The sequence below is a fragment of the Microbispora sp. ZYX-F-249 genome (assembly GCF_039649665.1).
Taxonomy (GTDB): domain Bacteria; phylum Actinomycetota; class Actinomycetes; order Streptosporangiales; family Streptosporangiaceae; genus Microbispora; species Microbispora maris.
Genome location: NZ_JBDJAW010000018.1, coordinates 37,617 through 60,858, shown reverse-complemented (window position 1 = coordinate 60,858; position 23,242 = coordinate 37,617). Strand labels below are relative to the sequence as shown.

The window sequence follows — 23,242 nt, the reverse complement described above, 5'->3', positions numbered from 1 at the left end:
GCGTCCCCTTGACCTTGACGAATCCCGAGGAGTTCGTGGCGTTCATGAACGCGCCCGGGGACCACCTGCACCGGCGGATGGGCATCGAGATCCTGGAGGCGAGCGCGGAGCGGGTGGTCGGCCGGATGCCCGTCAAGGGCAACACGCAGCCGTACGGCCTGCTGCACGGCGGCGCCTCCTGCGTGCTGGCCGAGACGCTCGGTTCGACCGGCGCCGCCCTGCACGCCGGGCCGGGCAGGATCGCCGTCGGCGTCGAGATCAACGCCACCCACCACCGCTCCGCGACCTCGGGGCACGTCACCGCCGTCGCGACCCGGGTGCACGGCGGGCGCACGCTCGCGACGTACGCGATCGAGATCACCGACGACGAGGGCGGTGCGGTCTGCACGGCCCGTCTGACCTGCATGCTCAGGGACGCCCGCTGACGCCGGGAGGCGCGCGGGCCGGACTCGGCCAGGCACCGGCCGGGCAAGCACCACGAAAACCCCTTACGACGCATTGGGCCTCATAACGGAACGGCTTGCGACTCTCTTTGCACGGGAGTCGCTCCGGTCGCTACCGTTGTGGCTCCAGAGCCCGTGGGAGACCGAGTAGACAACGTGCGGAGCCGGGGAAGCTGTGTACGGTCCCAAAGGTCCTCCCACGGGCTCATGACTTTTCGGCACGCGACCTCAGCAGCGATACCCGGTTGACTCCTTACATGCCCTGACCTGCGAACCCTTTCTCACGTCAGTGACACACCATGGTCACCAATTGGTGACGAACGACCCCGAAACGGGCGTCTCAGGCTTATGCTCCGGCCACAACATCGCAGCAACCTGACCGATGTTGCGCGTCCGCAGTGGGGGCACGACCCCGCCATGACCTGAACCAGAGGGAGCACCATTGCGCAGAGCCGTGATCGCGTTCACGGCCTTCCTGGGTGGACTCGTCTTTCTCCTCTCCTCCCCCGCCTGGGCGGACGGGGAGGCCCTGAAGGGCACACTCCAAAACCAAGGCCAGCCGGTGAACGGCGTGAAGATCAGCGTGGCGGGCGAAGACGGCAAACCCGTCGGTGACGCCACCACGGGTGCCGACGGCAAGTGGGAGGTGCCGGTCCCCGAAGCGGGCACATACAAGGTCACACTCGACCAGGCGACGCTCCCGCAGGGGGTCGCGCTGAAGTTCAAGGACCGGGCCACCCTGAACGTCCAGGTCTACGACGGGAGTGAGCGCAACGTCCTGTTCGCCCTCGCCCCCGCGGGCCAGCAGGGCGGGGCCGCCTCGGCGTCCTCGGACTCCTCCTCCTTCTGGGACCGGGTCGCCCAGCTCACCTTCGAGGGCTTCAACCTCGGACTCATCATCGCCCTCGCGGCCATGGGCCTCTCGCTGGTCTTCGGCACCACCGGGCTCACCAACTTCGCCCACGGCGAGCTGCTCACGTTCGGCGCGATGTGCGCCTACTTCTTCAACGTGGTCGTGGGACTCCCGCTCATCTGGGCCGCGGTGATCTCGGTCGTGATCGGCGGGGTCTTCGGGTACGGCCAGGACCGGTTCTTCTGGGGGCGGCTGCGCAAACGCGGCAGCAGCCTGGTCGCCATGATGATCATCTCGATCGGCCTGGCCCTGTTCCTGCGCTACATCTTCCTCTTCTTCTTCGGCGGCGAGGGCGCCCCGTTCGCGGACTACAACGCCCAGCCCGGCATCCAGGTCGGCCCGATCTCCGCCGCGCCGAAGAACTTCATCGCGATGGGCATCGAGCTCGCCGTGCTCATCGTCGTCGGGCTCGCGCTGCTCAAGACCCGCGTCGGCAAGGCCGCCCGCGCGGTCGCCGACAACCCCGCCCTGGCGGCCTCCTCGGGCATCAACGTCGACGGGGTCATCCGGATCATCTGGACCGTCGGCGGCGCCATCGCGTCGCTCGCGGGCGTCATGCTGGGCCTGTCGCAGAACGTCAGCTACCAGATGGGCTTCCAGATCCTGCTGCTGGTCTTCGCCGGCGTCACCCTCGGCGGCCTCGGCACCGCGTTCGGCGCCCTGGTCGGCTCCATCGTCGTCGGCCTGTTCATCCAGCTGTCCACCGTCGTGGTGCCGACCGAGCTGAAGACGGTCGGCGCGCTGCTGGTGCTCATCCTCGTCATGCTCTTCCGGCCGCAGGGCATCCTCGGCCGGCGCGAGCGCATCGGCTGATCGGAGACCACACGTGGACTGGAACACCATCCTCATCACCACGGTCAAGGCCTCGATCGGCCTGGAGACCGTCGTCTACGCGCTCGCCGCGATCGGCATCAACATCCAGTTCGGCTACGCCGGGCTGCTCAACTTCGGCCAGGCGGCCTTCCTCGGCGTCGCCGCGTACGGCATGGCCGTCACCGTGGCCACCTTCCACCTGCCGTTCTGGCTCGGCATCGTGATCGGCCTGGCGGCCACCGTCGTGCTGGCCTTCCTGCTGGGCATCCCCACCCTGCGGCTGCGCGCCGACTACCTCGCCATCGTCACCATCGCGGCGGCCGAGATCGTCCGGCTCGTCTTCAGGTCGGTCAAGTTCAGCAGCGTCTTCGGCGGCTCGGACGGCCGGCAGAACTTCTCCGGCGACTTCTTCGCGATGAACCCCTACTCCCCCGGCACGTACGGCATCGGCCCGATCAGCTTCAACGAGCGGGTGACGTGGGTGCTGACCGTCGGCTGGGTGCTCATAGTCATCGCCTGCGGGCTGGTCTACCTGCTCATGAAGAGCCCCTGGGGCCGCGTGCTCAAGGCCATCCGCGAGGACGAGGACGCCGTGCGCAGCCTCGGCAAGAACGTCTTCTCCTACAAGATGCAGGCCCTCGTGCTCGGCGGCGTGGTCGGCTGCCTCGGCGGCTTCCTGTTCGCGCTCGGGCAGGCGTCGGTGCAGCCCGACCTGTTCAGCACGGAGTTCACGTTCTACGCGTACACGATCGTGATCCTCGGCGGCGCGGCCCGCGTCTTCAGCCCCGTCGTCGGCGCCGCGATCTTCTGGGTGCTGCTGGTCTTCGTCGGGAACACGCTCAGCGAGGCCGTCTCCGCCGGCCTGCTCCCCTCGTTGTTCACCGTGAACAACATCGGCGCGGTCCGCTTCATGCTGGTCGGTCTCGGCCTGATGCTCCTGCTCATCTTCCGGCCTCAGGGCATCTTCGGCGACAAGAGGGAGATCGCGCTCGATGCACGCTGACACCAACCCCTCCAAGAAGGCCGCGGCGGTCGCCGCCTTCGCGGGCCTCGACCGCGAGCCCGGCGTTCCCAAGCCCGACCCGATCCTCGTCGTCGACAAGGTCGTACGCCGGTTCGGCGGCCTCACCGCCGTCGACGTCGACCACGTGGAGATCCAGCGCGGGTCGATCACCGCGCTCATCGGCCCGAACGGCGCCGGCAAGACGACGTTCTTCAACCAGCTCACCGGCTTCGACAGCGCCGACGAGGGGTCCTGGACCTTCAACGGCAAGCAGCTGAAGGGCGTGCCCGCCCACCGGGTGGCCCGTGCGGGCATGGTCCGCACGTTCCAGCTCACCAAGGCCCTGTCGAAGCTCACCGTCATGGAGAACATGCGGCTCGGCGCGCAGAACCAGCGCGGCGAGAACTTCTTCCGCGCGCTCGTCCCGGGCAGCTGGCGCCGTCAGGAGGACGAGATCACCGAACGCGCCGAGGAGCTCCTCGAGCGCTTCAAGCTCGCCGCCAAGCGCGACGACTTCGCCGGCTCGCTGTCCGGCGGCCAGCGCAAGCTGCTGGAGATGGCGCGGGCCCTGATGGTCGGCCCCGAGCTGGTCATGCTGGACGAGCCCATGGCGGGCGTGAACCCGGCCCTGACCCAGTCGCTCCTCGGGCACGTGAAGGACCTGCGCGAAGAGGGCATGACGGTGCTCTTCGTGGAGCACGACATGGACATGGTCCGCGACATCAGCGACTGGGTCGTCGTGATGGCCCAGGGCGCCGTCATCGCGGAGGGCCCGCCGGACACCATCATGTCGGACTCGCGCGTCATCGACGCCTACCTCGGCGCCCACCACGACGCGCCGATGTCCGCCGAGGAGTTCGAGGAGCAGCTGCAGGAGGCCGAGGCCGAGCTGGAGGCCGAGATCGAGGAGAAGGCATGACCGCCCCCACGCCGGACAACGGCGCCGAGCCGGACCGCGTCCCCACCCCGGACAACCCCGCAGAGCCGGTCTCCCAGGCGGCCGTCGTCGACCGCTCCGACCACCTCGCCGGAGCCGAGAAGGCGCTCCTGCGGGCCGACGAGCTGTACGCCGGCTACATCCCCGGCGTCAACATCCTCAACGGCGCCGACCTGTACGTGAAGAAGGGCGAGCTGATCGGCATCATCGGCCCCAACGGCGCCGGGAAGTCGACCCTGCTGAAGACCCTGTTCGGGCTCGTGCCGGTGCGCAGCGGCTCGGTGATCCTGAACGGCGAGGACATCACCAGCCTCAAGGCCCACTCGCTGGTGGCCCGCGGGGTCGGGTACGTCCCGCAGACGAACAACGTCTTCCCCAGCCTCACCATCGAGGAGAACCTGGAGATGGGCGCCTACCAGGTGCCCGGCAAGTTCAAGGAGCGGTTCGAGTTCGTCTGCGAGATCTTCCCCGCGCTCCGCGAGCGCCGCAAGCAGCGCGCCGGTTCGCTGTCCGGCGGTGAGCGGCAGATGGTCGCCATGGGCCGTGCGCTCATGACCGAGCCGTCGGTCCTGCTCCTGGACGAGCCGTCCGCGGGCCTGTCGCCCAAGCTGCAGGACCTGGTCTTCATCCAGGCCCAGCAGATCAACAAGGCCGGCGTGACCGTCATCATGGTCGAGCAGAACGCGCGTCGCTGCCTGCAGATCTGCCACCGGGGCTACGTGCTCGACCAGGGCCGCAACGCCTACATGGCCAGCGGTCGCGACCTGATCAACGATCCGAAGGTCATCCAGCTCTACCTGGGCACCCTCGCCCGGGCCTGAGCCTTTCCCCGAGGGCCCCGGCGCACCCCGCGCCGGGGCCCTCGTCGTACGTCTGTGACCTCATCCGCACCTGATCGGCAACCGCCGGGGCCACAATGAGCCCTATGACCCGAACCCCCCTCCGGGCGGCACTGGTCGTCGCGGCGCTGGCGGCGGGCCTGTCCGCCTGCCAGGCGCCGTCCCCCGGGCCGCGGACCTCGCCCGCTCCCCCCACCGCCTCGCCGGCCACCACCGGCGCGATCTACGTCACCGGCGCGAAGGCCGGGGACGACCCCTGCGCCCGCGTGGTGTCCGCCATCGGCTACCTGGGGCTGTCGCTGCTGCCGCCGGGACGGGAGGAGGCCCAGCACTGGGACGGCGACGTACGCGGCCGGTTCGGTTACCTGCGCGGCACGCTGGAGATGTACGGCCCCCGCCTGCCGGCGGCGGCCGCGGACGCCGTGGCGGCCGTCGACGGCGTCGCGGAGACCCTGTCCCGGGCCGGCACGGCCGCTTCCCGGCGTCCGGGCCTGTTGCGCCGGTATCGCGCGGCGTCCGCCGCCGTCCTGGCCGCCTGCGGCCGTTCCTGAGAACGCGGAGGGGGCCCGCTCCACCGAGCGGGCCCCCTCGTGCGGTGGATCAGTCGCGCCGTGGATCAGCCGGCGATCTTGCCGGTGTTGAAGGCGACGTTCTTGTTGGTGTTGTCGGCGCCGTACTCGTAGATGCCGATCGTCGCCTCGGCCGGGTCACCGGCCTCGTTGAACTCGATCGGGCCGGACGCGCCGTCGAAGTCGATGTCCTTGCCGGCCGACAGCAGGTCGTTGCAGGACTTGAAGTCCTTGCACTTCTCACCGCCGCTGGAGACCTCCTGCAGCTTGGCCGCGATGTCCGCCGGCGCGTCGCTCTTGGCCGCGACGGCCGCGAGCGCGGTGAGGATCGTGGCGTCGTACGACTCGGGGCCGTAGTTGAAGTCCTTGAGGTTCGGGTCGACCGTCTTCAACTTGGCCTTGAAGTCGTCGGAGACCTGGGCGCCCGGCTGGGTGCCCTTCGCGCCGTCGAGCGTGCCCTTGGGGAAGCCGTCCTTGCCCGTGCCGTAGTTCGACAGGTTGCCGTCGACGAAGTAGTACTTGACCTTCTTGGCGGTCAGGCCCTGCTTGACGAGCTCAGGAATGATCTTCTTGGTCTCGTCGAAGCCGATCAGCGCGATGGCCTTCGGGTTGGCTTCCTTGATCTTGGCGACGTCCGCCGAGTAGTCGGCCGCCTTCGGGTCGTAGATGACCTTCTCCACGACCTGGCCGCCGCCGCCCTCGACCGCCTTCTGGACGTTGTCCGCCAGACCCGTGCCGTACGCGTCCTGGAGGGCCAGGATGCCGACCGTGTCGTTGCCGTCGGCGAGGATCAGGTCGCCGAGGACGCGGCCCTGCAGCACGTCCGGCGGAGCCGTACGGAAGTACAGGCCCTTGTCGTTGTAGGTGGTGAACTGGTCGGAGGTGTTCGCCGGCGAAATCTGCACGACGCCCGCACCAGTGATCTTGTCGATGACCGACAGCGACACCGAGGACGAGGCGGCACCCACGACCACGTCGGCCTTCTGCTGCAGCAACTTGTCGACAGACTGGGACGCAATGTTGGTCGACGTGTCACCCGAGTCGGTGTCGATCTGGACCACCGGCTTGCCGAGGACGCCGCCCGCGTCGTTGATCTCCTTCACCGCCAGCCCGACACCCGCGAACTCCGGCGGACCGAGGAAGGCGAGCGAACCGGTCTGCGGCAACAGCGTGCCGACGGTGAGAACGCCGTCTCCCTGCGCCGTGGCGGCGGCGGGCGCGGAGGACGACTGGGCCGCCGGCGCCGAGGAAGCCGGCGCGGCGCTGTCCTCGCCACCGCCACAGGCCGTCAGCGCGAGGCTGGCGGCCGCGGCGACGGCCAGCGCCCGCCCGAGGGGGGCAATGCGGATCATGAAGCATCTCCTTCATCCAGGCCCGGGAATCGTCAGCGCTGCCGACTGGTCCCGATCGAATGGCTGAAAGGTACATAGGCCGGGCACGGCCCGACCAGGGATGCATCAGAACTGTCCGCACTTGGATGCGGAGTCGTAATAACTCCTCAACTTAGCGGGACGGCCCCTGACCAGGAGTCTTCTCCTCCGGGTTCGGGGAGGGGACGCTCAGGCGGGCGGCTGTGCCTCGCCGCCGCTCTCGTTCACCACGATCTGCGCGACCTGGCGCATGCTCATGCGCCGGTCCATGGACGCCTTCTGGATCCACCGGAAGGCCTGCGGCTCGGTCCACCCGTGCTGCGCCATGAGCAGGCCCTTCGCCCGCTCCACGAGCTTCCTGGTCTCCAGCCGCTCCGACAGCGTGGAGACCTCCTTCTCCAGCGCGGCGATCTCCTCGTGCCTGCTGACCGCCATCTCGATCGCGGGAACCAGGTCGCCCTTGGTGAACGGCTTGACCAGGTAGGCCATCGCGCCCGCGTCCCTGGCGCGTTCGACCAGGTCACGCTGGGAGAACGCGGTGAGGATGAGGCACGGCGCGATCCGTTCGGAGACGATCCGCTCGGCCGCCGAGATCCCGTCGAGCACGGGCATCTTGACGTCGAGGATCACCAGGTCGGGGCGGAGCTCCATGGCGAGCTTGACCGCCGTCTCACCGTCGCCGGCCTCGCCGACCACGGCGTAACCGTCCTCTTCGAGCATCTCCTTCAGGTCGAGGCGGATCAGCGCCTCGTCTTCCGCGATCACCACTCGCCGCTGCGTACTCACGCACAAGAGGTTACCGACGTCCGCTACATTAGAACCACGCCAGGTGGAAGGTGATCGACTGGCCAGCGGTCATCCCAAGCTTGGACATATCGGGATATAGCCGCCGGAATGATGGAATGGCAGACATAGACGCCTCAAAAGCGTCCGCCTGAAAGGGCGTGCGGGTTCGAATCCCGCTTCCGGCACTCACGGCGACGAGCGCGAAACTGTCAGTGACGGCTGACATGGTCGAACCATGCACCCTCGTGAACCCGTCGACCGCGCCCTACGCCTCTCGGCTCTCGGCTACAACGACCGCGAGGTGGCCGCCTTCTGCGGCGTCTCCCTCGGTGCGGTCCAGAAATGGCGCACCGGCGTTCGGCGAGTCCGGGAGGATGAGGACCGCAGGCGCAACGGCTCCTGCCCTCGCTGCTATAACCGCCCGCTCGACCGGCCGTCGTACTCCTATCTGCTCGGCCTCTATCTCGGCGACGGCCACATCTCGCTGGGTCCCAAGCGGGTCCACCGGCTGTCCATCTTCTGCGGCGACAGCTGGCCGGGGCTGATCGAGGCTGCGGCCCGAAATCTCGCTGCAGTTATGCCGACCTCTTCCGTCAGCCGACGGCAGCACACCGGCTGCACGGAGGTGAAGAGCTACTCGACGCACTGGGCCTGTCTCTTTCCGCAGCATGGACCCGGGAAGAAGCATGAGCGGGCCATCGTCCTGGCGGACTGGCAGCACGAGATCGTCACCGAACATCCGGGCCCTCTCGCGCGCGGGCTCATCCACTCCGACGGCTACCGCGGGACGAACCGGGTTCGGCGGCCGGTCGGCGGCGAGGACAAGTGGTACGAGTACCCGCGCTACCTGTTCAAGAACGAGTCCGCCGACATCCTCAGGCTGTACGGGGAGGCGCTGGACCGTCTCGGCGTCGCATGGCGCTACAACAAACGCAACGAGATCTCGGTCGCCAGGCGGGACGCCGTGGCCCGCCTCGACGAGTTCGTGGGTCCGAAGTTCTGAGCCCCGCGATCATCAGCCGCCCGGGAGGAGGCGGACGGCGTCGAGGGCGAGGGAGAGCTCGACGACGTCCAGGGGACGGGCCAGCGACCGGCCGGTGAGCTGCTCGATGCGGCGCACCCGGTTGAAGACGGTGTTGCGGTGGCAGTAGAGCTCGGCCGCCGCCCGCGCCGCCGACCCCTCGCAGCGCAGCCACGCGTCAAGTGTCGCCAGCAGCACGCCGCCGTCGGGCGAGGAGACGATCGGGCCGAGGACGCCGCCCGCGAGGTGCCCGGCCAGCTCCGGCTGGCAGACCACCAGCGCGGCGGGCAGCCGCCGGTCGAGCCGCGCGACCTCCGGCGCGGTCCCCGAGCAGGTGCGCATGGCCACCTCCGCCAGGCGACGGGCCGTGCCGAGATCGGCGAGGCTCTCCACCACCGGGCTGACACCGGCGCTCGCGCAGACGACCGGGGTGATGGCGGCGACCAGGTCGTCCAGCTCCCGGTCACCGAGATAAACGACCGCCATCTCCAGGTCCGGGCGCATGCGCCACAGGAAGCGCAGCCCGCCGATCTCGTCGGGACGGTGCACGCGGTCGGGCTGTGCGGGCAGCCGCGTTGTGACGACCGCATAGCGGCCGTGCTCCGGCAGGCCGAGGGCGCCGGCGGCCACACCGGCCACCGCCGGGTCGGCGCGTCCCTCGAGGAGGGCGTCGAGCATGGCGTTGACGCGCTGGTTGGTCCGGCCGAGCAGTTCGTTCTCCCGGCGGCGGTAGGCGTCGGCCGCCGCCACGGCCTGCCGGTCGATGGCGTGCCACACGTGGGTGGCGCTGCGCAGCAGCGCGGGCAGCCGCTCCTGGCCCTGGTCGCCGATGATGTCGATCACGCCGTTCCAGGTGACCTGCGCGGCCAGGCGGTAGCTGCGCATGAGCGAGTCCAGCGGAAGCCCGAACTCGGCCCGCCTGTGCCCGACCGTCTGCGCGTAGGCGACGTCGCGCCGCTCGTGCCGGGGCTGCAGGATCGCGGTGATGCCCACCCGCAGCCCTTCATGGGTGCTCTTCCAGTGGTCCTCGTAGGGGACCGTCATGCGGTAGGCCTCGTCGCTGGCCCTGCCGCGCTTCACCAGCTCGTCGGCGAGCTGAGGGAGCCGTTCCAGCAGTCCTGCGGCGGAGGTCCGCAGCAGTTCCCGGACCTCGGCGTCCGTCCTGGACCTCATGTCCCGAATGTGCCAGCCGACGGCCTCCGGAACAAGGTTCGGTTCTCGTTTCGTGATGCGGGATTGTGCTGGAGCACAGGACACGACCGGCGGGCATGGGCTGGTGTCCCGACTTGACTCCCGGCGCTGGACGGCCCTCGACCGCGCTGGGTTGGGTGTGCCTTCATCGAAGTCACAGGAGGCGCGGATGTCTGGTGAGTCGGGCCCGGGGACCGGTGGCCCAAAGACCGGGGGCCTCGAGATCCGGGGCCTGGAGGTGCGGTACGGCCCCGTGCGCGCCCTGCGCGGCGTCGACCTGGCCGTGCCCCGGGGCGCGGTGGCCGCGGTGCTCGGCGCGAACGGCGCGGGCAAGACGACGCTGCTGCGTGCGGTGTCGGGGACGCTGCGGTTCCACCGGGGCGCGATCACGTCGGGGACGGTCTCCTTCGGCGGGTCCCGCCTGGACGGCGCGCAGGCGGCGGCCGTCGTGCGGCGCGGCGTGGTCCAGGTGCCGGAGGGACGTCGGGTGTTCGCCCGGATGACCGTGGCGGAGAACCTGCGCGCCGGGGCGCTGGGCGTGCCCGCCAGGCGCGCGGCGGCGGCCCGCGAGCGGGTCCTGGAGCTGTTCCCGGTGCTGGCCGAGCGGGCGCACCAGCGCGCGGGCCTGCTGTCGGGCGGCGAGCAGCAGATGCTGGCGATCGGCCGGGCGCTCATGGCCGGTCCCTCGCTGCTGCTGCTCGACGAGCCCACCCTCGGACTCGCGCCGTTGATGGCGGCCCGGATCGCCGGCACCGTACGGCAGATCAACGCCCAGGGCACGTCGGTGCTGCTGGTGGAGCAGAACGCGGCGATGGCGCTCGCGCTGGCCGAGCGGGCGTACGTGCTGGAGGTGGGCGAGGTGACCCTGTCGGGACCGGCCGCGGACCTGGCGGCCAGCGACGAGGTGCGCCGCCGCTACCTCGGCGTCGGCGTGCCCGATACAGACCGACCGGTCGGTACCGACTCCGGCCCCGCCGACGGCCACGAGAGGCACGAGAGGACCAGGCTGGCGAGATGGACGGCATGACCCGCCACCGCGGCGAATCGCACGCACACCCGGCCAGGCGCCTCCGGACGCCCTCGGCAAACCAACCGGTCGGTACGTACCGTGGGGACGGCCCGGCGGAGCTCGTGGTCAGCGAGGTGACGGTCCGCTTCGCCGGGCTCACCGCGCTCGACGCGGTCAGTTTCACCGTGGCTCCGGGCAGCGTGCACGCCCTGATCGGCCCGAACGGCGCGGGCAAGTCCACCTGCTTCAACGTGCTGTCGGGGGTCTACCGCGCCACCTCCGGCAGCGTGCGCTTCGGCGGCGCCGAGCTGACCTCGCTGCGCCCGCACCGCGTGGCGGCGCTGGGCGTGGCCCGGACCTTCCAGAACATCGCCCTGTCCCCGCATCTCACGGTCCGCGACAACCTCATGCTCGGCCGGCACCGCCTGACCGGGGCGGGATTCGTCTCGGCCGGCCTGCGACTGCCCTCGGCCAGACGCGAGGCCGTGCGGCACGGCGCGCGGGTCGAGGAGATCGCCGCGTTCGCGGGCGTCGGCGAGGCGCTGCCCGTCCCGGTGGGGCTGCTGCCGTACGGCGTGCAGAAGCGGGTGGAGCTGGCCCGGGCGCTGTGCATGGAGCCGCGGCTGCTCCTGCTGGACGAGCCGGTCGCGGGGATGAACGGCGGCGAGCGGCGGGAGATGGCCGCCCTCATCCAGTCGGTGCGCGAGAGCCTCGGCATCTCGATCCTGCTGGTCGAGCACGACATGGGCATGGTCATGCGGATCGCCGACGCGGTGACCGTGCTCGACTTCGGCAGGCGGATCGCGGACGGCCCGCCCGAGGCGGTCCAGCGCGACCCCGAGGTCGTCCGCGCCTACCTCGGCGACTTCGGCGACTCCTGTGACCCTGGTGACTCGGGTGACTCCGGCGGGGAGGCGTGATGGCGGTCTTCCTGGAGCTGCTCGTCAACGGGATCTCGGTCGGGGCCGTGTACGCGCTGATCGCGCTCGGCTTCGTGGTGATCTTCAAGGCGACCGAGGTGGTCAACTTCACGCACGCGTCGCTGCTGCTGGCCGGTGGCTATGTGGTCGCCAGGCTACACCCGCTGGTCGGGTTCTGGGCGGCGCTGGCGGCGGGGATCGCGGCGGCGGCGCTGGTCGGCGCGCTGGTGGAGTTCCTGATCCTGCGCCGGGCGCACGTCGGCTCGCGCGGCGTGCTGGCCATCGTCACGATCGGCGTGGACATCCTGCTCACGACCGAGCTCACCCGCCGGATCGGCACCGAGGTGCTCGCCCTGGGCGACCCCTGGGGCGACCGGGTGCTGCGCCTGGGCCCGATCACGGTCGCCGAGACCCGCGTCGTGGCCCTCGTGGTCGCCGCCGCGCTGATCGTGGCGTTCCTGCTCGCCTTCAAGTTCACCGGGTGGGGCGTGGCGATGCGCGCCGCGGCCGAGGACGCCGAGACCGCCGCGCTGATGGGCGTGCGGCTCGGCCGGGTCTCGCTCAGCGCGTGGGCGGTCGCCGGGGCGCTGGCCGCGGTCGCGGCGATGTTCCTGTGCGTCTTCCCGACGCCGGGGCTCGACCGGGGCACGGCCGCGGCGGCGATGAAGGCGTTCCCCGCGGCCATCCTCGGCGGGCTCGACTCGACCACCGGGGCGCTGGCCGGAGGGCTGATCGTGGGCGTCACCGAGACGCTGATGAGCGGCTACCAGAGCGAGCTCGCCTTCCTGGGCCGCGGCATCGGCGACGCGGCGCCGTTCCTCGTGATGATCGTGATCCTGCTGCTGCGGCCCTCCGGGCTGTTCGGCACGAAGGAGCCGGCCCGTGTCTGACCCCACACCCGTACCCGGTGCGCCCGTAGGGCGCGCACTCCGGACCCTGCGGGCCGCGCTGCGCCTCCCGGCACGGACCCTGCGGGCCGCGCTGTGGCTCACGGTGCTCGCGGCGGCCGTGGCGGTGCCGTTCTACCTGGAGGGGTTCTGGCTGCAGGCGGGGCTGTTCGCGATGTCGGCGGCGATCGGCGCCATCGGGATCAACCTGCTGACCGGGGCGACCGGGCAGCTGTCCCTGGGGCATGCCTTCTTCCTCGCGGCCGGGGCGTACTCCTACGTCTACCTGTCCTCGGACCTGGGCCTGCCCACACCGCTCGCGGCCGTGGCGGCGGTGGCCGTCGCGGGCGTGTGCGGCGGACTGTTCAGCCCGATCGCGGGCCGCCTCAAGGGCGCCTACCTCGGCATCGCCACGCTCGCCCTGATCTTCGTCGGCCAGCACATCCTGTTCAACGCCGAGCCGGTCACCGGCGGCTTCAACGGACGGCCGGTGCCGCCGATGGAGCTGTTCGGGTTCGTCTTCGCCGATTCCCCGGAGCTGGTGGTGCTGAACGTGCCGTTCGGGTCGCTCGAACGGCTGTGGTTCCTCGGGATCGCGCTGCTCGCGGGCGCGGCGGCGTTCGCCCGGGGCGTGCTGCGCGGCCGTCCCGGCCTGGCGATGAACACGATCAGGGACCACGAGATCGCCGCGGGGGTCATGGGCGTCCCGGTCGCCCGGTACCGCGCGGGCGTGTTCGTCCTGTCGTCCATGTACGGCGGGCTCGCCGGGGTGCTGGTCGCCCTGGTCTTCCAGCAGGTCGTGCCGGACTACTTCGGCATGCTGCTGTCGCTCGACTACCTCGCGATGATCGTTATCGGCGGCCTGGGATCGGTCGCCGGGGCGGTCGCCGGGGCCGCGTTCGTCTCCCTGCTCCCCCAGTTGCTCACCCGCTACAGCGACGCGCTGCCGCTGGTGGCCGAGCCGGGTTCCGGCGGGGTCTCCCCCGCCGAGGCCGCGCGGATCCTCTACGGCGCCGCCGTCGTCGCGGTGGTGCTGTTCCTGCCCGGCGGTCTGGCCGGGCTCGCCACGCGGCTCGGCCGCGTTCGACTCAAGGAGCTCAGATGGGCGAAATCGGCACCCGCGCCGGCATCGCGGCGTTAGCCCTGCTGTCCCTGGCCGTCGCGACCTCGGCCGCGGGATGTGCCAGCGACAAGGCGACGGGCGGCGGCGCGGACGCCGCGGCGGTGAGCGGGGACGGGGTCAAGACCGGCCCCGGTGTCACGGCCACCACGATCACCGTGAGCGCGCTCACCGACCTGACCGGCCCGTACGCGTCGTTCGGCAAGAGCCAGACGCAGGCGCAGCAGCTGTACTTCGACCAGGCCAACGCCGGCGGCGGGGTCTGCGGCCGCAAGTACGAGCTGGTCGTCCGCGACCACGGCTACGACACCCAGAAGGCCGTGGCGGCCTACACCGAGGTCGCGCCCAGGTCGGCGGCGATCGCGCAGTTCATCGGATCCCCGATGATCACCGCGTTGAAGCAGCGCATCGACGGTGACAAGCTGCTCACGATCCCGATGGCGTGGGCGACCACACTGCTCGGCAGCCGGGCCATCCAGGTGACCGGCACGACGTACGACATCGACATGATCAACGCGGTCGAGTTCCTCGCGAAGGAGAAGGGCGTCAAGTCCGGCGACAAGATCGGGCACCTGTACTTCGAGGGCGACTACGGCGAGAGCTCGCTGAACGGCTCGAAGTACGCCGCGGACAAGCTCGGCCTGCAGGTCGTGGAGCAGAAGATCAAGGCGACCGACCAGGACATGAGCGCGCAGGTGGCGGCGTTCAAGGCGGCCGGGGTGAAGGCCGTGCTCGTCTCGGTGGGCCCCCGGCAGACGGCCTCACTGGTGGGCGTGTCCCTCGCCAAGGGCATGGACGTGCCGTTCGTCGGCAGCAACTCGGCCTACTCCCCGCAGCTGCTCGGCACGCCGGCCGCGCCGGCTCTGCTCAAGGACTTCTACTACGTGTCGGCGGGGACGCCGGTCAGCGTGAAGAACCCGGCGATGCGGAAGCTGGTGGCCGACTACCGGGCGAAGTACCCGGGCGAGACGCTCGACAGCGGTGTGGCCAGCGGCTGGAGCGCCGCGATGATCGTGGACGAGGCGATGAAGAAGGCCTGCGAGGCCAAGGACCTCAGCCGGGAGGGCGTCCTGACCGCCCACCGCTCCCAGTCGGGCTTCGGCGGCGACTTCGGCACGCCGATGGACTTCACGTTCTTCGACAAGCCCGCCTCCCGCTCGTCGTACGTGCTCAAGCCCGACAAGGCGGCGCTCGGCGGCGCGGTGGTCTTCAGGGAGCCGGAGGTCTCCGAACTGGCGAAGGACTACCCGGTGCCGGTGGGCTGAGCCGCGAGGGGTCACGTCCGCGCCGGTGAGGCTACTCGCTAGTATCCCCATACCGAACAATCGTCTGGAGAATCGATGCGACGCACCATCTACGGCGAGGACCACGAGGCCTTCCGCGACTCCGTGCGGCAGTTCGTGATCCGCTCGGTCGCCCCGAGGGCCGAGGAGTTCGTCGAGCGCCGGCTGATCGACCGTGAGGTGTGGCGGGAGGCCGGCCGGCAGGGATTCCTCGGCCTGGAGGTCCCCGAGGAGTACGACGGCACGGCGGCGGGCGACTACCGCTTCAACGCCGTGCTCACCGAGGAACTGGCCGGGGTGGGCATGGCTCTGGCGTCCAGTTTCGGCATCCACTTCGACGTGGTCGCGCCGTACCTGGTGGAGCTGACGACGGACGAGCAGAGGAAGCGATGGCTGCCGCCGTTCTGCTCGGGAGAGATGATCACGGCGATCGGCATGACCGAGCCGAGCGGCGGGTCGGACCTGGCGGCACTGCGCACCACCGCCGTCAGGGACGGCTCCGACTGGATCATCGACGGCTCCAAGACGTTCATCACCAACGGCCACCAGGCCGGCCTCGTCGTGGTCGCGGCCCGGACCAGCCCGGAGAAGCGGGCCAAGGGCATCACGTTGTTCGCGGTCGAGGAGGGCATGCCCGGCTTCCACCGGGGGCGCAAGCTCGACAAGGTCGGCCAGCCGGAGGCCGACACGGCCGAACTGTTCTTCGAGGGCGTACGGGTGCCGGCCGCCAACGTGATCGGCGAGGTGGACCGGGGGTTCGTCGCGATGATGGAGCGTCTCCCCCAGGAACGGCTCGGCAGCGCCGTCACCAACATCGCGCACGCCGCCGCCGTGCTCGCCGAGACCCTGTCGTACGTGAAGGAGCGCAAGGCGTTCGGCCGGGCGATCGGCAGCTTCCAGTACAACAAGTTCACCCTCGCCGACCTCGTGACGAAGGTCGAGGTGACGCGGGCGTACGTCGACCAGTGCGTGGCCGCCCACGCCGGCGGCGAGCTGACCGCGGTCGACGCGGCCAAGGCCAAGATGTGGACCGCCGAGGTGCAGAACCAGGTGATCGACGCCTGTGTGCAGCTCTACGGCGGCTACGGCTACATGAGGGAGTACCGCGTGGCGCGGGCCTGGATGGACGCCCGGGTGACCCGGATCTGGGCGGGATCCAACGAGATCATGCGCGAGATCGTCGGCCGGGATCTGGGCCTGTGAACGACCGCCGAGCGTATCCGCACTGGCGGGACGTGCCCACCCGGTGGAAGGACAACGACGTCTACGGGCACGTCAACAACGTCGTGCACTACTCGCTGATGGACACCGTGATCAACACCTGGCTGATCGAGGAGGCCGGGCTGGACATCCACGAGGGCCCGGCCATCGGGCTGTGTGTCGAGTCGCGCTGCTCCTACCGCGCCTCGGTGTCCTTCCCCCAGGTGATCAGTGTGGGCCTGCGGATCGGCCACCTGGGCCGCTCCAGCGTCCGCTACGAGCTCGGCCTGTTCACCGGGGACACACTGGTCGCCGAGGGCGACTTCACCCACGTCTTCGTGGACCGGCACACCCGCCGCCCGGTGGAGATCGGCCCGCCCCTGCGTCCCGCCATGGAACGCCTGCTGGTCCCCTGATCGGGGGTCAGGCGAGGCTGTCGAGCCAGGCCCGGTGGAGGCGGGCGAACCGGCCGGCGCCGGCGATGAGGCGGTCGGGCGGGCCGTCCTCCACGATCCGGCCGCGCTCCATCACGAGCACCCGGTCGGCGATCTCCACGGTGGACAGGCGGTGGGCGATGATCAGCGCGGTCCGGTCGGCGAGGATCGTCCGCAGCGCCCGCTGCACGAGCCGCTCGCTCGGCACGTCGAGACTGGAGGTGGCCTCGTCCAGGATCAGCACGGCGGGGTCGGCGAGGAAGGCCCGGGCGAACGCGACGAGCTGCCGCTGCCCCGCCGACATGCGGCCGCCGCGCTTGCCGACCTGCGTCTCGTACCGGCCGGGCAGCGCCGAGACGAACGTGTCGGCGCCGATGGCCTCGGCGGCCCGCTCGATCTCCGCGTCCGGCGCGCCGGGCCGCCCGAACCGCACGTTGTCCGCGATCGTCCCGCTGAACAGGTAGTTCTCCTGGGTGACCATCACCACGTGGCGGCGCAGCGTGTCCTCGTCCAGGTCGCGCAGGTCCACCCCGTCGAGCAGCACCCGCCCCGCGACCGGGTCGTGGAACCGGGCGATGAGCTTGGCCAGCGTGGTCTTGCCCGCACCCGTGGTGCCGACGACGGCCACGGTCTGCCCGGCGGGGATCTCCAGGTCGAGCAGCGGCAGCACCGGCGGGCCGTCGCCGTAGGCGAACCGGACGGCCTCGAAACGCAACGCCCCGGCGGCGCGCGGCAGCGGCACCGGGCGCCGTGGTTCGGCCACAGAGGGCCGCTCCTCCAGCACGCCCGACAGCTTCTCCAGCGCCGCCCCCGCGGACTGCAGCGCGTTGTAGAACTGGCTGATCTCCTGCATCGGCTCGTAGAACTGCCGCAGATAGAGCAGGAACGCGGCGAGCACGCCGACCGTGACCGTGCCGCGCAGCGCGAGCAGCCCGCCGTACAGCAGGACGGCGGCGACCGTGACGTTGCCGATCAGCTTGATGCCGGGCATGAACACGGCGACCAGGCGCATGCCGCGGGTGTTGGCGGCCCGGTAGCCGTCGTTGAGCCGCTCGAAGATCTCCTGGTTGCGCGGCTCCCTGCGGAACGCCTGCACCGCGCGGATCCCGGTCATCGACTCCACGAAGTGGACGATGACCAGCGCGACCGCCTCCCGCGTACGGCGGTAGACGACGCTCGACTGACGGCGGAACCACCGCGTGAACAGCAGCAGGACCGGCAGCGGCAGCAGCGCCACCAGACCGAGGCGCACGTCGAGCACGAGCAGCATGACGGCGGTGCCGCACAGCGTGAGCACGGCCGTGACCAGGCCGTCGAAACCGGACTCGAGCAACTCCGCGATGGCGTCCACATCGGAGGTGAGCCGGGAGATGACCCGCCCCGAGGTGTACTTCTCGTGGAACGTCAGCGACAGCCGCTGGAAGTGGCCGAAGACCCGGCGGCGCAACTCCAGCAGGATGTCCTGGCCGATCCGGCCCGACATCTGCAGGAACGCCTGCCGGGTGAACGCCTGCGTGAGCGCGGCGGCCAGCACCGCGCCGACGATCGCGAGCAGCGTGCCCGCGCCCTGCCCGCGCAGCATGGGCGGGATGCCGTCGTCGATGCCCGCCTTCACCAGGTACGGCAGGGCCAGGCCGGCCGCGTTGGACACCACGATGACCGCGGTGAGCACGGCGATCGCCCGGCGGTGCGGCCGCAGCAGGTCGCCGAGCAGCCGGCGGGACCGGGTGCGCAGCAGCAGGGAGACGCGCTCCGAGATCTCGTCCCGGTCCTCCGCCGCCACCCCCCGCCACGTTTCGGTCATCGGATCGATCCCTCGGGGTCGAGGTCGGCGTCCTGGGCGAGCAGTTCGCGATACTCCGGCACGTCCGACAGCAGGTCGCCGTGGCGTCCGACGTGGGTGACGGTGCCGTCGCGCAGCAGCGCCACCCGGTCGGCGAGCAGCACGGTCGAGGCGCGGTGCGCCACGACGATGCCGGTGGCCTCCGCGAGCACCCGCCGCAGCGCCTCCTCGACCAGCGCCTCGGTCTCCACGTCGAGCGCCGACAGGGTGTCGTCGAGGACGAGCACCCGCGGCCTGCCGAGCACGGCCCTGGCCAGCGCGAGCCGCTGCCGCTGACCGCCCGACAGCGACATCCCCTGCTCTCCGATGCGGGTGTCGAGGCCCCACGGCAGGTCGTAGGCGAACGTCGCCTGCGCGATCTCCAGCGCCTGCCTGATCTCCTCCTCGGAGGCATGCCCGTGGCCGAGCGTCACGTTCTCGCGCACGCTCATGGAGAAGAGCGTGGCCTCCTCGAACGCGGTGGCGACCACAGAGCGGAGCGAGGTCAGCGACAGGTCCCGCACGTCGTGCCCGTCGATCGTGACGCGGCCGGCGGTGACGTCGAGCAACCGGGGCACGAGCGCGGTCAGCGTCGTCTTGCCCGACCCGGTGGCCCCCACGAGGGCGACGGTCTCCCCCGGCCGCACCTCCAGCCATACGTCGCGCAGCACCGGACGGTCGGCTCCCGGGAAGCGGAACCCCGCGCCCTCGAAGCGCACATGGCCACGCGGCCGATCGATGACGGCCGTGCCGCCGCGGATCGCGGGCACCGTGTCGAGCACCTCGACCACCCGGTCGGCCGAGGTCATCGCCTCCTGGCCCATGGCGAGGATGTACCCGAGCGAGGCGACCGGCCAGACGAGCTGGAGAACCAGCGTGGTGAAAGCGACCAGCGTGCCGAGCGTCAGCGCGCCGGCGCCGACCGCGATCGCGCCCAGCAGCAGGACCAGGGCGAGTGTGACGTTCGGCACGACCTCGAGGAAGGTGAAGAACCGCGAGGCCAGCCGCACCTTCGCCAGCGAGGTGCGGCGGATCTCGCGCGCGGCGGCGGCGAAGTTCGCGAAGACGTGCCCGCGCCGGCCGAACGCCTTGACCGTGCGGATTCCCACGGCCGACTCCTCGACCAGGGTGGCGAGGTCGCCCTGCTGGTCCTGCACCTGCCGGGAGATGACGATGTAGCGCCGCTCGAACCGCAGCGACAGGGCCACGACCGGGACGGCGGAGACGGCGACGACCAGGCCGAGCGGCCAGTACATCCGCAGGAGCACCACGGTGACCGCGGTGAGCTGCAGGATGTTCATGATCAGAAACAGCACGCCGAAGCCGAGGAACCGGCGGATCGTGGACAGGTCGGTCGTCGCCCGGGACAGGAGCTGGCCCGACTGCCACCGGTCGTGGAAGCTCATCGGCAGCCGCTGGAGGTGCCGGTAGATGTCGTCGCGGAGGGCGGTCTCCAGGCCGAGGACCGGCCCGGCCTGCGACCATCGGCGGACGAATGTGAGGACCGCCTCGGCCACGCCGAGGCCGAGGGCCAGCAGCCCGAGCGGGACCAGCCCGCCGTGATCCCCGTGGGCGACGGGCCCGTCGATGATCTCCTTGCCGACGAGCGGGATCACCGTGCCTGCGGCGATCCCGAGCAGCGCCGCGAGCCAGGACACCACCAGGCTGCGCCTGTAGGGGCGCAGATAGGACCGCAACCGCCACAACGAGCCCCACGAGGACCGGCGGGCACCCGGCCCCGATGCCTGTACCGGTGCCTGTGCCTGTGCCTGTGCCTGTGGGGAGTCCATCAACGGGCGCAGCGCTCCTCCGGCGTCTGACAGGACAGGACGACTCGCTCCTGCCATGCTCCGTCGAAGGGCGCCGCGCCTTCAAGGGCTTTTCGCCCGCCGCCGGGTGTCACAGCCCGGCGGAGCCGCCTCAGCGCGGGTGGGCGACCGCCGACCCGATGGTGTGGACGCGCAGCGAGTTGGTGGAGCCGTGGTTGCCGGGCGGCGAGCCGGCCACGACGACGATCTTGTCGCCCTTCTCGCAGACGCCGAGCGACAGCAGCGAGGCCTCCACCTGGCGGACCATGTCGTCGGTGTGGTGGACGAACGGCACCTCGAAGGTCTCCACGCCCCACGTCAGCGCGAGCTGGCCGCGCACCAGCGGGTTGGAGGTGAACGCCAGCAGCGGGATCGGCGAGCGGTAGCGGGCCAGCCGCCGGGCGGTCTCGCCGGACATAGTGAAGGCCACCAGGGCCTTGGCGTTGACGATCGCGCCGACCTCGGCCGCGGCGCGGGCGATGGCGCCGCCGGTCGTCTCCGGCAGGCGCTCCAGGGTGTGGGTGGCCTGCAGGTAGGTGCCCTCCGCGGCGACCGCGATGCGGGCCATCGTGGCGACCGACTCGATGGGATAGGTGCCCACCGAGGTCTCGCCGGACAGCATCACCGCGTCCGCTCCGTCCATCACCGCGTACGCGACGTCGGACGCCTCGGCGCGGGTCGGCCTGGGGGCGCTCATCATCGAGTCGAGCATCTGGGTGGCCACGATGACCGGGTGGGCCTTCTCCCGGCACAGCTCGATGATGCGGCGCTGGACGATCGGCACCTGCTCCAGCGGCAGTTCGACGCCGAGGTCGCCGCGGGCGACCATCACGCCGTCGAAGGCGTCGACGATCTCCTCGAGACGGTCGACGGCCTGCGGCTTCTCGATCTTGGCGAGGAGCGGGAGCCTGACGCCCTCCTCCTCCATGATCGCGTGGACGAGCGCGGCGTCGTCCGGCGACCGGACGAACGACAGAGCGATCATGTCGAAGCCGGTGCGCAGCGCCCAGCGCAGGTCCTCCTCGTCCTTGTCCGTGAGCGCGGGGGCGCTGACGGCGACGCCGGGGAGGTTGAGGCCCTTGTTGTCCGAGATCATGCCGCCGATGACGACGCGGGTGACGACGCGCGGCCCCTCGACCGCGGTCACCTCGAGGTTCAGCCGGCCGTCGTCCACCAGGATCGTGTCACCGGGCTTGACGTCGCCCGGCAGGCCCGAGTACGTGGTGGAGACGATGTCCCGGTCGCCGGGGACGTCCTCGGTGGTGATGGTGAAGACGTCGCCGTAGCCGAGCCGTACGGGGCCGGAGGCGAAGCGGCCGACACGAATCTTGGGCCCCTGCAGGTCGGCGAGGACGCCGACGGCGCAGCCCAGCTCGTCGGCGGCGGCCCTGACCCGGTCGAACACCTCCTTGTGCAGCTCGTGGCTGCCGTGCGAGAGGTTGAAACGGGCGACGTTCATGCCCGCCTTGATGAGCTCGCGTAGGCGCTCCGGCGAGGAGGTGGCGGGCCCGAGGGTACAGACGATCTTTGCTCGACGACTCACAGCACTACCCTAATTGGTACAGACCACTTGCAGTGACGGCGCACACAGCCGTCGCCTGATGTTCAGACACTTCACGCGATCATCCGCGTGCCCTAGCCTTGGCAGCCATGGGACGTACCCGGACCTGGGGGGTAATAACGGCGCTGTTCACCCTGGCCGCGTGCGGAGGCCAGGGTACCGAATCGGCGGCCCCGCCGACGGGCGTTTCGGTGTCGCTCAACCAATGGCGCAGCGACGAGGCGTCCCACGCGCTGGAAGTCTCCGTGCGCAACGACACCACGACGCCGGTGCGGTTCCTGGACGTCCAGCTGGTCACCGGCTCGTTCGCGACGCTCCCGCCGGCCCGCGTGGACACCACTCTCGGCAGGACGCCGCGCACGGACCTGCGGATCCCGTACGGCGAGGCGCGCTGCGACCCGGCGGCGATCCCGCCGGTCAAGCCCGCCACGGTGGTCGCGCACATCCAGGTCGCCGGCGGACCCCCGCGCAAGGTGGAGTTCCCGGTCCGCCACCCCGATCCCACCCTGGACGGCCTGGTGAAGGCCGAGTGCGGGGCGTACATCCTGCGCCGGTCGGTGGACGTGACGTTCGGGGACACGTGGACCCGGGCGGGCCGGGCCCTCCACGGGAACCTCGTCGTCACCAGGAAGGGCGGATCGGAGCCGGTCACGATCGACGATCTCGGCGCCACCACGCACTACACGCTGTTCCCCCGCTCGGGGAAGCGCCGGCCGGTGGCGGTGCTCCCGGCGGACGCCACGCGGCTGGAGATCCCCGTGGAGGTCACCCCGATGCGCTGCGACTGGCACGCCTTCGCCGAGGCCAAGAAGGCCTACCTGTTCCCCGTCTACGGGATCGTGGGCGGCGGAGAGAGGCGCTATCTCATCGCGACGCCTCCGGCTCCGGTGCAGCGGACGTTCCTGTCGTACGCGCAGGACGTGTGCGGCGTCGGCGGATCCTGACCGCGAGACCGGCCCAGGAGGCGAGCACGACGGCGATCACGGCCAGCCGCACGTGCGTGACGTACGCCTCCGGGTAGACGACGCCCTCGATGTAGGTGTCGATGAAGCCGCCGGGCAGCAGGCCGCGCTCCCCCGCCCCGGCCCGCCCCCAGTTCTCCAGCGCGGTCAGCGGGCACTCCACGAGCCCGGCGAGCTGCACCAGCCCCCAGGCGCACAGCCCGAGGTGCGGCCAGATCAGCCGGGGCCGCAGCCAGGCGAGGAAGCCGCCCAGGGCGATGTAGGCGATGACGAGGAAATGCGCCACCATCGTGGCCTGCCAGACGAGCCGGTAGATCATGATCTGCCCTCCTCCGCGAAGGAGGGTAGGCC

22 protein-coding genes and 1 tRNA gene are annotated in these 23,242 nt (G+C 70.8%); 16 read left to right on the top strand and 7 right to left on the bottom strand.

Annotated features, from left to right (window positions below):
• Window positions 1-44 precede the first annotated feature (44 nt).
• The 6 genes from AAH991_RS21925 (at window position 45) to AAH991_RS21900 (ending at window position 5,499) form a co-directional block, all read left to right on the top strand.
• Window positions 45-425 (top strand): PaaI family thioesterase, encoded by a 381-nt coding sequence (locus tag AAH991_RS21925; RefSeq protein ID WP_346227832.1) that lies wholly within the window; start codon window positions 45-47, stop codon window positions 423-425.
• A 460-nt stretch (window positions 426-885) separates the two neighbouring features.
• A complete protein-coding gene (locus AAH991_RS21920; protein WP_346227743.1) occupies window positions 886-2,169 on the top strand; it encodes an ABC transporter permease subunit in 1,284 nt (427 codons plus the stop codon).
• A gap of 13 nt (window positions 2,170-2,182) precedes the next feature.
• Window positions 2,183-3,172 carry a branched-chain amino acid ABC transporter permease gene (locus AAH991_RS21915; RefSeq protein WP_346227742.1) on the top strand — a complete coding sequence of 330 codons (990 nt, stop codon included), beginning with the start codon at window positions 2,183-2,185 and terminating at the stop codon, window positions 3,170-3,172.
• On the top strand, window positions 3,162-4,091 hold the full coding sequence (locus tag AAH991_RS21910) for an ABC transporter ATP-binding protein (RefSeq protein WP_346227741.1): 930 nt from the start codon (window positions 3,162-3,164) through the stop codon (window positions 4,089-4,091). The genes AAH991_RS21915 and AAH991_RS21910 overlap by 11 nt, the downstream gene beginning before the upstream one ends.
• Entirely contained in the window at window positions 4,088-4,930 is an 843-nt protein-coding gene (locus AAH991_RS21905) for an ABC transporter ATP-binding protein (RefSeq protein ID WP_346227740.1), read from the top strand. The genes AAH991_RS21910 and AAH991_RS21905 overlap by 4 nt, the downstream gene beginning before the upstream one ends.
• A gap of 104 nt (window positions 4,931-5,034) precedes the next feature.
• A complete protein-coding gene (locus AAH991_RS21900; protein WP_346227739.1) occupies window positions 5,035-5,499 on the top strand; it encodes a hypothetical protein in 465 nt (154 codons plus the stop codon).
• A 65-nt stretch (window positions 5,500-5,564) separates the two neighbouring features.
• On the opposite strand, the gene AAH991_RS21895 is transcribed toward AAH991_RS21900, so the two are convergent.
• Together AAH991_RS21895 and AAH991_RS21890 are read right to left on the bottom strand one after the other, a co-directional pair.
• Window positions 5,565-6,869 (bottom strand): ABC transporter substrate-binding protein, encoded by a 1,305-nt coding sequence (locus AAH991_RS21895; protein ID WP_346227738.1) that lies wholly within the window; start codon window positions 6,867-6,869, stop codon window positions 5,565-5,567.
• 207 nt (window positions 6,870-7,076) lie between these two features.
• Window positions 7,077-7,673, bottom strand: coding sequence for an ANTAR domain-containing response regulator (locus tag AAH991_RS21890; RefSeq protein ID WP_346227737.1), 597 nt, complete (start codon window positions 7,671-7,673; stop codon window positions 7,077-7,079).
• A gap of 102 nt (window positions 7,674-7,775) precedes the next feature.
• Here AAH991_RS21890 and AAH991_RS21885 point away from each other — a divergent pair.
• Together AAH991_RS21885 and AAH991_RS21880 are read left to right on the top strand one after the other, a co-directional pair.
• Window positions 7,776-7,858, top strand: a tRNA-Leu gene (locus tag AAH991_RS21885).
• 50 nt (window positions 7,859-7,908) lie between these two features.
• Entirely contained in the window at window positions 7,909-8,676 is a 768-nt protein-coding gene (locus AAH991_RS21880) for a helix-turn-helix domain-containing protein (protein WP_346227736.1), read from the top strand.
• 12 nt (window positions 8,677-8,688) lie between these two features.
• On the opposite strand, the gene AAH991_RS21875 is transcribed toward AAH991_RS21880, so the two are convergent.
• Complete coding sequence (locus AAH991_RS21875; RefSeq protein ID WP_346227735.1) at window positions 8,689-9,867, bottom strand: PucR family transcriptional regulator; 1,179 nt, start codon at window positions 9,865-9,867, stop codon at window positions 8,689-8,691.
• Window positions 9,868-10,054: 187 nt separating this feature from the next.
• Between AAH991_RS21875 and AAH991_RS21870 the strand changes: the two genes are divergently transcribed.
• The 7 genes from AAH991_RS21870 to AAH991_RS21840 all read left to right on the top strand — a co-directional run bounded on the left by AAH991_RS21870 (window position 10,055) and on the right by AAH991_RS21840 (window position 16,720).
• Window positions 10,055-10,912, top strand: a complete 858-nt coding sequence (locus tag AAH991_RS21870; RefSeq protein ID WP_346227734.1) for an ABC transporter ATP-binding protein — start codon at window positions 10,055-10,057, stop codon at window positions 10,910-10,912.
• Between the two features lie 104 nt (window positions 10,913-11,016).
• Window positions 11,017-11,814 carry an ABC transporter ATP-binding protein gene (locus AAH991_RS21865; RefSeq protein WP_346227733.1) on the top strand — a complete coding sequence of 266 codons (798 nt, stop codon included), beginning with the start codon at window positions 11,017-11,019 and terminating at the stop codon, window positions 11,812-11,814.
• Window positions 11,814-12,704, top strand: coding sequence for a branched-chain amino acid ABC transporter permease (locus AAH991_RS21860; RefSeq protein ID WP_346227732.1), 891 nt, complete (start codon window positions 11,814-11,816; stop codon window positions 12,702-12,704). Before AAH991_RS21865 ends, AAH991_RS21860 begins: the two co-directional genes overlap by 1 nt.
• A 58-nt stretch (window positions 12,705-12,762) precedes the next feature.
• Window positions 12,763-13,842, top strand: a complete 1,080-nt coding sequence (locus AAH991_RS21855) for a branched-chain amino acid ABC transporter permease (RefSeq protein ID WP_428834006.1) — start codon at window positions 12,763-12,765, stop codon at window positions 13,840-13,842.
• The gene (locus tag AAH991_RS21850) at window positions 13,803-15,086 is read left to right on the top strand and encodes an ABC transporter substrate-binding protein (RefSeq protein WP_346227731.1); all 1,284 of its coding nucleotides are present in this window, start codon (window positions 13,803-13,805) and stop codon (window positions 15,084-15,086) included. The genes AAH991_RS21855 and AAH991_RS21850 overlap by 40 nt, the downstream gene beginning before the upstream one ends.
• A gap of 75 nt (window positions 15,087-15,161) precedes the next feature.
• On the top strand, window positions 15,162-16,307 hold the full coding sequence (locus AAH991_RS21845; RefSeq protein WP_346227730.1) for an acyl-CoA dehydrogenase family protein: 1,146 nt from the start codon (window positions 15,162-15,164) through the stop codon (window positions 16,305-16,307).
• Window positions 16,304-16,720, top strand: a complete 417-nt coding sequence (locus AAH991_RS21840) for an acyl-CoA thioesterase (protein WP_346227729.1) — start codon at window positions 16,304-16,306, stop codon at window positions 16,718-16,720. Before AAH991_RS21845 ends, AAH991_RS21840 begins: the two co-directional genes overlap by 4 nt.
• Window positions 16,721-16,727: 7 nt before the next feature.
• Here the strand turns inward: AAH991_RS21840 and AAH991_RS21835 are convergent, their stop codons facing one another.
• The 3 genes from AAH991_RS21835 to pyk form a co-directional block, all read right to left on the bottom strand.
• Window positions 16,728-18,542 carry an ABC transporter ATP-binding protein gene (locus AAH991_RS21835; protein ID WP_346227728.1) on the bottom strand — a complete coding sequence of 605 codons (1,815 nt, stop codon included), beginning with the start codon at window positions 18,540-18,542 and terminating at the stop codon, window positions 16,728-16,730.
• Window positions 18,539-20,221: an ABC transporter ATP-binding protein gene (locus AAH991_RS21830; protein ID WP_346227727.1), complete on the bottom strand. Its 1,683-nt coding sequence runs from the start codon at window positions 20,219-20,221 to the stop codon at window positions 18,539-18,541. The genes AAH991_RS21835 and AAH991_RS21830 overlap by 4 nt, the downstream gene beginning before the upstream one ends.
• A 259-nt stretch (window positions 20,222-20,480) precedes the next feature.
• Window positions 20,481-21,911, bottom strand: a complete 1,431-nt coding sequence (gene pyk, locus AAH991_RS21825; RefSeq protein ID WP_346227726.1) for a pyruvate kinase — start codon at window positions 21,909-21,911, stop codon at window positions 20,481-20,483.
• Window positions 21,912-22,120: 209 nt separating this feature from the next.
• Between pyk and AAH991_RS21820 the strand changes: the two genes are divergently transcribed.
• The gene (locus AAH991_RS21820; RefSeq protein WP_346227725.1) at window positions 22,121-22,873 is read left to right on the top strand and encodes a hypothetical protein; all 753 of its coding nucleotides are present in this window, start codon (window positions 22,121-22,123) and stop codon (window positions 22,871-22,873) included.
• Here the strand turns inward: AAH991_RS21820 and AAH991_RS21815 are convergent.
• Complete coding sequence (locus AAH991_RS21815) at window positions 22,794-23,210, bottom strand: DUF2784 domain-containing protein (protein ID WP_346227724.1); 417 nt, start codon at window positions 23,208-23,210, stop codon at window positions 22,794-22,796. The two genes, AAH991_RS21820 and AAH991_RS21815, sit on opposite strands and share 80 nt — an antisense overlap.
• Between the last annotated feature and the right edge of the window lie 32 nt (window positions 23,211-23,242).

What these genes read in the sequence shown, in the direction of transcription:
- AAH991_RS21925 (WP_346227832.1), top strand. Translation starts at nt 45, where the DNA reads ATGAACGCGCCCGGGGACCACCTGCACCGGCGGATGGGCATCGAGATC.
- AAH991_RS21910 (WP_346227741.1), top strand. Translation starts at nt 3,162, where the DNA reads ATGCACGCTGACACCAACCCCTCCAAGAAGGCCGCGGCGGTCGCCGCC.
- AAH991_RS21905 (WP_346227740.1), top strand. Translation starts at nt 4,088, where the DNA reads ATGACCGCCCCCACGCCGGACAACGGCGCCGAGCCGGACCGCGTCCCC.
- AAH991_RS21900 (WP_346227739.1), top strand. Translation starts at nt 5,035, where the DNA reads ATGACCCGAACCCCCCTCCGGGCGGCACTGGTCGTCGCGGCGCTGGCG.
- AAH991_RS21895 (WP_346227738.1), bottom strand. Translation starts at nt 6,869, where the DNA reads ATGATCCGCATTGCCCCCCTCGGGCGGGCGCTGGCCGTCGCCGCGGCC.
- AAH991_RS21880 (WP_346227736.1), top strand. Translation starts at nt 7,909, where the DNA reads ATGCACCCTCGTGAACCCGTCGACCGCGCCCTACGCCTCTCGGCTCTC.
- AAH991_RS21875 (WP_346227735.1), bottom strand. Translation starts at nt 9,867, where the DNA reads ATGAGGTCCAGGACGGACGCCGAGGTCCGGGAACTGCTGCGGACCTCC.
- AAH991_RS21870 (WP_346227734.1), top strand. Translation starts at nt 10,055, where the DNA reads ATGTCTGGTGAGTCGGGCCCGGGGACCGGTGGCCCAAAGACCGGGGGC.
- AAH991_RS21860 (WP_346227732.1), top strand. Translation starts at nt 11,814, where the DNA reads ATGGCGGTCTTCCTGGAGCTGCTCGTCAACGGGATCTCGGTCGGGGCC.
- AAH991_RS21850 (WP_346227731.1), top strand. Translation starts at nt 13,803, where the DNA reads ATGGGCGAAATCGGCACCCGCGCCGGCATCGCGGCGTTAGCCCTGCTG.
- AAH991_RS21845 (WP_346227730.1), top strand. Translation starts at nt 15,162, where the DNA reads ATGCGACGCACCATCTACGGCGAGGACCACGAGGCCTTCCGCGACTCC.
- AAH991_RS21835 (WP_346227728.1), bottom strand. Translation starts at nt 18,542, where the DNA reads ATGACCGAAACGTGGCGGGGGGTGGCGGCGGAGGACCGGGACGAGATC.
- AAH991_RS21815 (WP_346227724.1), bottom strand. Translation starts at nt 23,210, where the DNA reads ATGATCTACCGGCTCGTCTGGCAGGCCACGATGGTGGCGCATTTCCTC.